The organism is Candidatus Hydrogenedentota bacterium (assembly GCA_012523015.1).
In the GTDB taxonomy this organism is placed as follows: Bacteria; Hydrogenedentota; Hydrogenedentia; order Hydrogenedentales; family CAITNO01; genus JAAYBJ01.
The window spans coordinates 1-11,642 of the sequence record JAAYJI010000088.1; the positions used below are offsets into that span (position 1 = coordinate 1).

Consider the following 11,642-nt stretch of genomic DNA (forward strand, 5'->3'; position numbering starts at 1 on the left):
CTCTATAGTGCAGACCGCGTCCAATTCCAACAGCAAGCCTATACGGACAGGCTTGGATCTCTTCCCCAAGAGGCGTTGATCAACACCGATAACACGCCGAAGGCATTGAAGTTCGGTTTTTTCTTAGCGTTAAAACAAGCGGAATGGCGCACTGTATCCAGAGCACTGCGCTATATATATGAAGCGGGACTTTGGCTTTTTTTCATCGCTATCGCTCTTTATCTTTTGCTGAGAATGGTGTACAGACTGCAGGGGCGGAAGGGGGCGGCAAGGAACTATTTTGACAGCCTGTTTTTGGTCTTTTCGACGGGGCTGGCGAGTATGACCTTCAACATGATCCTCATCTTTTTGTATCAATCTCGTTTCGGATCCTTATTTCTGGAGATAGGATTGGTTACTGCACTCTTCATGTTTGGCGGCGCCGTGGGCAGTGCCGGTATCAGCATCTTACAAAAAGACCGTTCCGATTCCTTTGGTCGGATAATGACAGGAAGCTGTCTGTTGTTCCACGTGCTGCTCTTATGTATTTTATTTTTATTTCCCTCCGGTCCAAAATACTATTGGTTTATTTTATTTGTATTGGGCGGGATTTTTACCGGTGTTTATTTTCCCTTGGCGGCAAAGTCTTTAAAAGAAGCGCAGATAAAAACACAGAAAGCGGCGGCGCGGCTGGAAATTGTGGATACCCTTGGCGGTGCAGCCGGCGGATTTTTAACCGGCGTATTGCTTTTGCCTATTGCGGGTGTGTCTGGCGCCCTTTTGATTTTGGGATGCCTGGTGCTCATTAATCTGCCTCCTTTATTTTTACCCTCTTCTTGTACGGGGATAGCCGTCGACCCCTTTGCGCAGCGGCTGCGTAGATGGGCTTATCTATTGGTTGGTGTGGCATGTTATGCCTTGTTGCTTTCTCAGATTGCGGCGGCGCGTAATGCCCTTGGCGCTGTCCAAAATCTTGAAGGGCCTGCCCGTTCCTTGGCGGGCGATCTTACTCCGGAAAAGAAATATTTTCAAGACGCTTCCGGCTTGAGCAAAGAATATCTTTCGGTGGATGCGGAGGATGCGTCGCAAGCGGGATATATCTTTGACAGCAGTGATTGGGCGGCGCCGATAGACGCCTATGGCGGGCCCTTGGATCTTTTGATATACATTTCGAAAGACGGACTCCTCCGAAATTATGACGTGCTGCGCCATCGGGAAACACCTGCCTATTTGCGCATGGTGGAGACAGAAAAAGGACGTCTTTTGGAGCGAAGCCTCTTTGCGGAGGATCCATTTGCACAGGTGGATTCAGTTAGTGGAGCAACCATTACGGCTGATGCAATCACGCAAATCTTGGAAAATGCAACCCTAGGGTTCGGCCGAGAAGTACTTGGCGTGGATGTGGAGAAGGACACAGCGCCTTTACAGTCTCGGGGAGGCGCCGAAAAAATGCAGCGTCGTCATTTTATGCTGCTCTCAGCAATGGCTGTTGTTGCTCTTCTGCTGCGCCGCAAACCCGGGGTATGGCGAAGGCGGGCGCTCCTCCTTGTGGTTTTGGTTGTCGCGGGGCTAGGGTTGAATTTACAATATTCCCTGCACCATGTTCTTATGCTCTTGTCGATTAATTGGCGTATGCTGCAACTCACCGGCGTTGTTTTTTTGACGCTTCTTGTGCCCTTATTCGTTCTATTCTTTGGCAATTTCTATTGCGGTTATTTATGTCCTTTCGGGGCGCTGCAGGAGTTCTTGGGGGAGCTTGTCCCGAAGCGCTACAAGATTCCTGAAAAACCCACCTGGCGTTACGGCAGGATCGTTAAATATCTCCTCCTTTTCTTTCTCCTAATGCTCTTTGCTTTGACGCAGGACACCGCACTTTTACAGGGAGATTTGTTGAGTAATTTTTTCGGAAAAACAGGTGCCGTTTATCTTTTTGTACTCGGGATTACTGTGTTGCTTCTATCGCTCGTGTCGCCTCGCTTTTGGTGCCGCAATCTTTGTCCCACAGGCGCCTTCCTCTCTCTATTGAACGGTGTGCGTCTCTTGCGCTTTTGGATGCCACGTCAGATCCCGGCTCGGTGTCACTTGGGCGTCAACACTACCGAAGAATTGGACTGCATCCATTGTGATCAATGTATCACCGGAATAAGGCATGCGCCGGTATCGCAGGATCCGCTGTACAAAGATCGCGGCAACCTCATTTTCCTCTTCTGTGTGGCGGCGATCTTTTGGGGATGTCTTATGCTGTCCGTCTCGGAGGCAGTACCGTACTTTCGAAGCACAGTGTTCCAGGAGCAAGGGGAGAGCAGCGGCAAGCCGCGCCCCGTTGATATACCCCGCATGAAACGGATGATTGAGGAGGGGATGCTTTCCGATCATGATGCGGAATTTTATAGCCCACGATAATAAGATTTTATAGCGTACTTAAAAAGAGACCCTAAATCCTGCGTAGATATTGGTGTTGTCTTCAAACTGTCCGAAAAAGGTGTCTTTATGAGCGCCGAGGAAAATATTGCCGCCTGTTTCAACCGTGAGGGTATCACTTATTTTGTACGTAATATTGGGGCGTAAATAGGCATCGCTATCAGAGGGGCTGAAATAGGCAAACAATGACAGAATGAGATTTTGGTTCATGAGCAATTTTGTGAGGCGCACCGTGGTCACATGGCGATCACGATCTCGAGCCGTCATAAAGAAAGGCAGCGTATCTCGGTATGCGCTGTAACGCATCATATACTCCAGATAATACTGGAGCCCTAAAGTTAATTCCTTGGCGATTTCGCGTTCATAACCGAGGAGCATCCTGAATTCACTGTTGTTAATAAGTGCTTTACGGCCCCGGCGATCGTCACGGGAATCATAATAACCGACTTCGATATTGCCGATACCGCGCCCGACGGTGCCCCGTAAGCTGGCGCCGTAGACGTTGAGTTTGGGGAAAACAGAGCGCATAGGGATCAGCTGCATACCGCCGGGACTTTTCCAGAAGCCTGAGTACCCGTAAAAGGCCAATTGGGCGCTGCCAATATTCCTATATAAACGCAATGCGATTTCATCGTCATCGAAAAAATGGTCCGGTTTGTCGGCTCGCGTTCTATTTGCTCGGCCCACAGTCCTGCCATGAAGTGGGCTGTAATAGCTGAAGCGTTTGCCCGTGATATGGCGGTCGGGATCAAAGCGCGGCGAATAGGCAAGTTCTACATTCATCCCTTCATTGAACCAACCGATGCGGAGTGTGTTGGAAGGCGCTTTTAGATATTCTTCGTTGCGTCCGCTAAAAAAGGACACCCAATCTTTAGGGAAGAGATCATTAATAAAAAGCATGTCTCCTGTTCCCCAGGTCAAGACCTGTCGTCCAATACGTATATCTAGGGCGTCGATCGGTGTCCACGTCAAGCGCAATTGACGGATGTCTAATTTTGCGCGTTCTTCAACGGCGTCAAAAACACCGTCCGCTGTGAATTCAGCAAAGAGATTATCCCAATCCTTATCCGTTTTGAGTTGGAGCCGGGATTCGCCCAGTGTGGCGTCTTTCACCTGCGCGGAATCCGATTGAACCCGCGTTCCGGCTCGTGTATCCCAAAATCCGTGCAGTACAAAGGGGGGCGTTTTGACAGCTGTTGATTCTGTGTCTGTCTCCGTGCTTGCGTTGGAAATTTCAAGACCTGCCGGTAACGCGGGCTCAGCGCTTCCTAGTCCTTCGGGCAATCCGGGTTCGGCGCTTCCCAATCCTTCGGGCAAGCCGGGTTCGTCACTTTCCAAGCCTATGGGCAGGGCAGGCTCTGCTGGTTCCAGTCCTTGCGGCAGGCTTGGCTCTGAAGCGGCGGGCATAGGCTCAAGTCCCTTCGGCAATGCCGGTTCGTCAGCTGCGCTTGGTATGCCCACCAGCAATAGGCACAGAGTCCACAGCAAAGTGGGCACAACAGCATATTTCAAAAATCCGGTGAAATTATCTTTCACAGCCATCTCCCTTCCTTTATCTAGCTCGGAAATCAATCTCGGGATCTGTGCTTTTGCTTAATCCAGATATTGACGGGGCGCTCTGCGCATAAAGCGTTCGCTAAAGATATTTTCAGGAATATCGCGATTATATTCTACTTTTTGATAATCCAAGGTCGTTTCCGTGCCCAGATTCGTGTCTTTTATTTTTGACTGGGTTACGGTCTGGAAACCGTCGATGTTCTCCACTTTCAGGGATTCCATGGTTCTGTAGACCTTGCCGCCTTTTTCGTATTCCACTTTGACGGGGATGAACGAAGTTTTGTGGATGTGCATGGTATAAGAATCAAACTCAACGGAACCGGGATTTTTGGGGGTATTCTTAAGTACGTAATAATTGTCGGTAGTCTCTACGAGTTCGTGGTCGTCTTCCAACAGACTGCGCCCGGACACGTCTTCGTAAAAGAAGGTGGAACCGACAAAGCTGGTCCGTTTATCGCTGGAAGCGATCTGACGGACCACGTCCAATGCCGGTATATACATCCAGCGGTCATCATCTTTGCCCACGTGTTTCCATACCATGAAAACCATTTCACGCACATCTGCGGGATTTTTGAAATAGACGTAGAATTGCTGCTCTTCGTTTTTGTCATCGGCGTTCCGTCTTAAAATAACGAACTCCCGTTCTCGTTTGTTGCCCTGTTGATCCTCAATGGTCATTTTAACTTGGGCGCGCCCGTCTTTACCTTGGTAGTAGGCGACAGTATTGGTTTTATTGACGATCTCATCGACTGAAGTGGCATCTTGCCCGTAGGCGGCCATAGGGGCGACCAGGCTTATTGCCAATACCATTAAGGCGCTGATTCGTAAAAGTTTCATCATATGCTCCTTTCCTGAACAGTGTTCAGACTGTGTGTGTATTCTATTATAAGCCGAAAGCTTCCTTTGTTGTCGGAAGAGCTGCAGGCTTCCACAATAGGTATTCTATTTCGCTTTATTCTTTTTCACCGCATTCAGCTGCCGGTGTTTGACATTTGCGCCGTCGGGACATGACATAACAGATGGAGGCGGAGATCGCCATGGCGGCTAGGCTGACCATGGTCATATTGGTCCACGTAGCATTCATAAATACCGGCACATTGACGGCAACAGCTGCCGCGGCAATCACAGCGGTCACTAAACAGGTACCGCAATGGCAGGTTATTCTACAAACACGATTTTTCGGGAATAGCAATGGTTCAAGATAACGAACCAGTGACGGCAGGATCAAGAGGGTGGATACGCCGGAGATTCCCAAAATGGCGGCCATGAAGATTCCTACTGTGTTATAGGGAACCAAGGGCGCGAGGAGCAGCGGCGTAAATCCGATGGCAACAGCGATCACGTTGCGCACAATAGCGCGGATCGGCTTGTCGAACATAATGGGGTATACCTTGACCCAGGGCCCATCGGTCTCGTAGATGTCCCGGGATCGGGACAGGAAGTGGATGGCGAAGTCCACCGCCATGCCCAGCGTCAGCGATGACAGCACCGCCACGGGCATATCATAGTCTTTGCCGATCAATCCGACCATACCGTAAATGAAGCCAATGGTAACGGTCAGCGGAATCATAGAAATTAATCCCCAGAGTCCGGAACGGAACATGATTACCATCATGAGCAGCACAATAAGGAAGCTGCCGAGGAAAGACTGCAGCATTCCAAAGACCATCTTTTCCTGCCAGATTACGTTGATGTAGGTCAGTCCGAACCACCGTGATTCGATATCCAGCGGCGCGGCATTTGCACTGATGAACCTATCCAGTTGCTCTTCTACAGTCTTCATGTCTTGATTATTACCGCTTTTCAATTGTACCCAAATACTGGAGTTGCGGTAATCGTGGGTCACAAAATGACCGATGTCCTGTGGGCGGTGACTGCTCTCATAGGTGATGAGGCATTGTGCAACGGCCCGCGCACTGTCGGGAATCCTGAAGTAGCTTGGGTCGCCTTCCATGAGTTCGCGGTGGACGGTCTTCACAATATCTGCCAGAGAATTGCTTTTTCCGACAATACCCGTTTCTTCAAGAACTTTTTGTACCGCTTCAATGTAGGCGAGAGCTTCGGGTTGTTTGAAGGTTTCGCCTCGCTGGGTTTCCATATCCACAAATAGGGCAATTTCGTCCCAAGCATCGGCTTTCTCGTCAAAGTCTTCAGCACTGTGTGCGTCATCGGTCAGCGTGTCCATCAACGCGTCTTGTGCCGTGTTGACTCTTGTTTGTAAAGCACTCAAAAGGGCGTCTGCATCAGCGGCACTTTCCGCTTCTGCAGGAACGGCATCGGCAAGAGACAGCAATTCCGGACGGATCGATTCCGGTATGTCCGGTTCTTGTATGCGTTCGCGGAGGCGGGCTTCCAAATTGCCGGCATAGGCGGCCAAATCTTCTACCGCTTCCTTCGGTGACAGAGATAGATAAGCCATATACGTGCCGCCGAAGTGTTCGTTGAGAACACGATCTGCCACGCGGATGGGATGGGTAGGCTTAAACCAACGCGTCGGATTATCATTCACCTGAATACGGCTAATGCCGTAGATGGCGGTCGCACTGAGCAACACGGCAATGATGAGGACGATTCTCGCCTGACCGTAGGAAAAGCGTCCCACACCGGCAAGAAAACGTCCGAGCCTGGTTTCCTGAGCGGCGGAATCATCTTCTTTTTTATCTGCTGAAGCACCGAATTTTTCCAGAGAACGTTCCGGTATCAACATGATATAGGCGGGGATAAAGGTGACCGTAAGAATCCACGCGATCATTACGCCCATGGCGACGAAAATTCCGAAGACTTGCACCGGCGGAATAGGGGTCACTGCCAGCGATGCAAAGCCTGCCGCCGAGGTGAGCGAGGTGTAAAGCATCGCTGTGAACAAGGTGTCCATGACATATTCAATGGTCTTTTTGCGATCTTTGAAGCGTTGATAATTCTCAAAGAATTCGGAACAGATATGGATAGAGTCCAAAATGGAGATAGGCATAATGAATATGGGAATCATGGAGCTCATGATATGAATCGTGTTGCCCGTCATGACCAGCAGTGCCATATTGATAATGACGATAACCAGAGACAGGATCATGGGTGCCATAATCAGCACCGGTTTGCGGAAGAAGTAGAGCATGAGCAAAAAGATCACGAGCATGGCCAAAGGAGCGGAGATCGCCATCTGGATGAACATTTCCACGCCAAAGGTATCATTGGCAACGGGCAAGCCTGTAATATGCCATTCATCATCACCGCCCAGTTCCGCTATCTTAGCGTTCAGCTTAGAATAAATGCGGTAGCTGAGGTCTTTGGAGGTAATAGGCAGATAGAGGGCTAAAGCTTTGCCTGTGTCTGAAACCATGGTTCCTTTGAGGAAAGGGATTGCCTCCGCTTTATTGCGTACTGCGAGCGCTTCTTCCTCCGTTTCGGGGGGATGGGGCATGAGCCATTCAAACTTTACTTCGCCCAGACCGCCCTGTTCGATATTGTCTACCGTTGAGGGTGCGATAATATCCATGGCAACGACGCCGGCATGTTCATCTTCCAAGCCCAGCGCGCTGCCTTGCAGTGTCTTCGCATATTCGGTGAGATCGTAGATGCGGCGCAGGCTCTCCGGATTAAAAACACCCTCGGGATGATGATTATTTACAACGCCCACAACGATGATTTCATTAAGAACGAAATCACGTTTCATCTCGTTGTGGAAAACACGGATTGCCTCGTCAGCATCCAGCATATTTTCCGGATCTGTATCCACTCGAACCGGGGGAAGCGGAATAGCGCCCGGCCATAAGGTTGGCACGGCGACACCAAGTATCAAGAGCAGGGTGATCAAAATCATGCTGCCCACCAAGGTTTTGGGGTGATTAATACTTGATTGTATGAGCCATTGTCTCATGTCTTCTCCTTCTTTCAATGCAACAGGTTAAAGCGGATGCGCGCTTCAACGGGTGAATAGATTAAAGATTCGGCAGGAAGGGCTCGGATCTTAACAGTCCCTTCCGGGCTGATTATACCAATATATCGTTCTTTCAGAAGGTATTTTTACTTCCCGATATCTTATACAATGGATTAAGGCTTGTTATTCCTTGAAGGAAGGTTCCACAACCAACACATTGTAAATGTGTAATCCGTCAATAGTTACGGTTAAGAGCCCATCGCTCCAATGCCAATCGATGCCCACGGGATCGGGGGCTGCATAGCAGCGGCTCGGCCGTGCCGCCAAGGGTATTTGGACGGTGAATGGGCCCGCGTCCGGCACATGTTCAACGATATGACGGTTATGCGCGAGATAGCCTGAGGAGCTGCGGTTAATGAGTTGGATATGTAAATTCCTGTCTTTGGTTCGCGCAGCCATCTCTATAAACCAAGGCCCTTGCACATGTATCAATTGCGCTGTATCTAAAGCGCTAAGTACGTCGCCAATGAAGCGGCGCTGTCCCGGGTAACGGCATTGATAATAATTGCGGAAGAGGGGGCCATGAATGGCGGCTACCCGACCCTTACCGTAATTATGCACGGTCGCTGCAGAAAAATGGTGCTGATTCAATACAGGTTCTTGTTGATACAAAACGGGGGCGAGGCTGGTCGCGCCTTGCAAAATCGTGGGCTGGTATGCTCCGGCAACTTTTACAGCGCCGTTAGCAGCGGGCAGCCAGCCGCCGGCCGCTTCGGAATTTTCTTCTTTGGCGACGCCTGCTAATTCTCCATATTGGTCTGCTACATGGGCGCCGCTCAGGAGCAGTTGACCGCCTTTCTCCACATAGGCAGGCAAAGCCGCTTTCATATCTTCTGACACATTCTCCGCTTCGGGAATGACGATGAAGGGATAAGCGTCGATGCGTTCTAACAAAGTCACTTCGTTGAGAATGTCTACGCTATAACCATTTTCGAGGAGGGCAAAGAGGGCGCCTTCCATGGGATGATTAGCTTGTGCGAAATTGAAGAGCGGATCATTGTAACGATAATAGGAGGATTCGCTGTGCAAGACGGCAACCTGAGGGATGGTCCCCGTATTCTGGCAATAGGCTTGCCGTGCACGACAGAACTGAGCGACTTCAGCAAGAATATCCTGATGCCATTGGGTGAGCCGTCCGCTTCGTTGGGGTTGGTTGTAAACAAATACAGCGCCCCCTTGTGCCATGACTGTTGCCAACTCTTGACATAAATGGACAGCCGGTTTGCTGGTCCATCCTTGATTATTGGTCTGAAGAAAAGACCATGCCATCAGATCCCAAGCTTTGCCGCGGCTTGCTAAAAAGCGCGCCTCGGGCATGGCACGTTCTGCGCCGAAAGAAGGATCATAATCACCGCTCAAATAGTCGATGGGCGCGTTTAATGCCTCGGGCTGCCGAACGCTGTACATCCAGTTGCTCGTGACCATGCACTCAGGCTTCAGTTCATGTACTGCATTGGTATAGCGTGTTACGTGTTCGGTAAATAAGTCACGATGGAAGGTGAGCCACTCATGCCAATGGGGATCTCCGGCTTTCATGGGTACTTGGTCAATGCCGGTTCGTTCCTTGAAAAGCTGTTGGCAAGCCTCGCTCCAATCCGGTCGGCTCGCCCAGTTTTCGCCGTCGATCCACATCCCGTCAATATCATAATTTCGCACCACTTCGAGGAGTTGCGGAATCATTAATTCGTCATCATAGGCACTTAGTCGGCTCGTATAATTGGGGTCGGGCGTACCGTCGGCATTAATGCGCGCCCAGTCAGGATTCAATTCAATGGCTCGTGTATCCCAGACACCGGAATAATGGATAGAGAGGGGGATACCCATGTCCCGCGTTACTTCCCGCCAAATTTTCAGCGCATCTTGTTGTATGCCGGGCGAGGGCGTTCCCACCTCGGTGGGATATCCTGTATAGCCTACATGTCCTTTGCAGTCATATTGGACAAAGTCAGGTTTTACTTTTTCCAACATCTCGTAAATGTGTTCGTAAGTGGTTTCGCGTCCAAGTTCCGTGTCTGCCGCCCCGGGATGAAGGTCATAGTGGAGCCCGAAAAAGACGTGTTCATGCCAATTCTCTACTGCGGCGGCGGTGGAAGAAAGAAAGGCTATAGTTACGAGTAGAATCAGTAAGGGCCGTATTTTTTTGAGGATAAGGAACGAAAAACAAGATTGCATGGCATGTATCTCCTGAAAAAGGTTGCAGTTAAAATTGGAATCTGGCGCGACTGTATTACTACCTATCCCGGCACGCTTACATGCAGTGCTCTAGTTCTCGCTGAAAATTCATGTCTGAGTATTGCACCACAGTCTGACGGATACCTATTCCTGATCCTAAAGTATGCCATACTCAAAATCTAAAGTCCATTTCATGAAGGCGTAGCTTCAAACTCGAAATAAGAATATATCCGCTCTTACTTGTTGGATTAGAGAGGAGTTCCTCCCTCTCTCTTAATTTGTGTTCATGCATAGTTCTAAAACATTGAAGCAGGCGCGATGATATGCGCCTGCTTCAAAATAGATAGTTAGTGTTAAGAATTTGTATTCCAGCGATTAGGGTTGCGTAGAGGCGGTGATATTTTCCAAAGTGTTGCCTTCGCGGTCAACGAAGCGCAAGGTGGCGCCCCAATCACCTTCTTGCTGAAACACGGCGACCATGAGTGTATTCAGGCCGGCATTTAACTGCAGCTCCAATTTATCTTCGCCGGGAGTCAAAGGACGCCCCACATTGATCCCATGGATTAATTTTCCATTCCACCACAGTTTGCAGCCGTCGTTTGTGCCGAGTTCAAGCACTGCGTCTTGATCGGTGGGTGAGTTAATAAAAGAGCGTATGAATACGACACGATTATCTCCGCCGAGCACTCGGTTGAAATCCAGTTTGAAAGGAGGTTCAGTTTTGGGCAGAAGCGGGAAGCAGCGCCAGTTGGCAGAATCAGCGTCTTTTTCGGGTGGGAATTTCTGTTCAAAAAGGAAATAGGCAATGGTGTTGTCTTCAAAATAGGGTCCCGCCATTTCCCATGCCATGAGATAGTCTTTGTGACTTCGCATGGTATTGAGTGCATCTTTCGCTTCATGACGTATTTCTTGCCCTTGGGTTTCGTCGTCGGCAATGGCGCGCAGCCGTGCGGCCGCCTCTTTTGGCCAAGCCCCGGTGAGCGCGCGGCTGACCGTGAGTGCGGCACGCAGTGCTTCGGCTGCCACTTCCGGATTGTCCAATTCCGATTCAATCAATCGCAGACATTCAAGAGACGGCAATTGCGAAGAAGCAGCTAGGAATTCACGACGTGCCGCCGTCGTTTGTGCCTGCCCCGCGGCATAGCGCAAATGTTCATCTACATCCTTGCCGGGCAGTATTTTCGCAGTGCTCATGGCGCCGAGATATTTGGAATAGGCGAGGGCGCGTGTGGCGTTGTCCTGCTCTTCTTTTACGCGCTGCTGCAACATTTCAAGGGTCTCGGTTCGCTGAAAGCGGGATAGACTGAGGAGCGCATTTTTTCTGACTTGCAGGTTTTCATCAGCGAGATGTGTCTGAATTTCGTTGAAGGCAGAATCGCCGCCGATGAGTGAAAGGCTTTCTAAAAGCAGATTGAAGGCGCTCAGCACGGAATCATCGTCTTCTTCACTTGGCTGTATTTGCTGTAAGCTTTCGATGACAGGCTGCGCGGCTTTATCGTTATTTTCGAAACGGCGCAGCGCCAAGTCTTTGATCGTGGAGGGGAGAACAGTAGCGATATCATCGACCTTGGGATAAGAA

6 protein-coding genes are annotated in these 11,642 nt (G+C 50.0%); 1 reads left to right on the plus strand and 5 read right to left on the minus strand.

Translation table 11 applies throughout. From position 1 onward, the window contains the following. Positions 1–2,382, plus strand: a 2,382-nt coding sequence (locus GX117_04140) for a 4Fe-4S binding protein (GenBank protein NLO32533.1), incomplete at its 5' end; no start/stop codon positions are given. Between the two features lie 18 nt (positions 2,383–2,400). Here the strand turns inward: GX117_04140 and GX117_04145 are convergent. The 5 genes from GX117_04145 to GX117_04165 form a co-directional block, all read right to left on the minus strand. Next, on the minus strand, positions 2,401–3,633 hold the full coding sequence (locus tag GX117_04145; GenBank protein ID NLO32534.1) for a hypothetical protein: 1,233 nt from the start codon (positions 3,631–3,633) through the stop codon (positions 2,401–2,403). A 360-nt stretch (positions 3,634–3,993) separates the two neighbouring features. Beyond that, positions 3,994–4,794, minus strand: coding sequence for an outer membrane lipoprotein-sorting protein (locus GX117_04150; GenBank protein NLO32535.1), 801 nt, complete (start codon positions 4,792–4,794; stop codon positions 3,994–3,996). A gap of 115 nt (positions 4,795–4,909) precedes the next feature. Then, positions 4,910–7,831, minus strand: a complete 2,922-nt coding sequence (locus tag GX117_04155; GenBank protein ID NLO32536.1) for an MMPL family transporter — start codon at positions 7,829–7,831, stop codon at positions 4,910–4,912. 183 nt (positions 7,832–8,014) lie between these two features. Continuing rightward, complete coding sequence (locus GX117_04160; protein NLO32537.1) at positions 8,015–10,063, minus strand: hypothetical protein; 2,049 nt, start codon at positions 10,061–10,063, stop codon at positions 8,015–8,017. A 375-nt stretch (positions 10,064–10,438) separates the two neighbouring features. After that, the coding region (locus GX117_04165; GenBank protein NLO32538.1) for a HEAT repeat domain-containing protein at positions 10,439–11,642 on the minus strand (1,204 nt) is incomplete at its 5' end.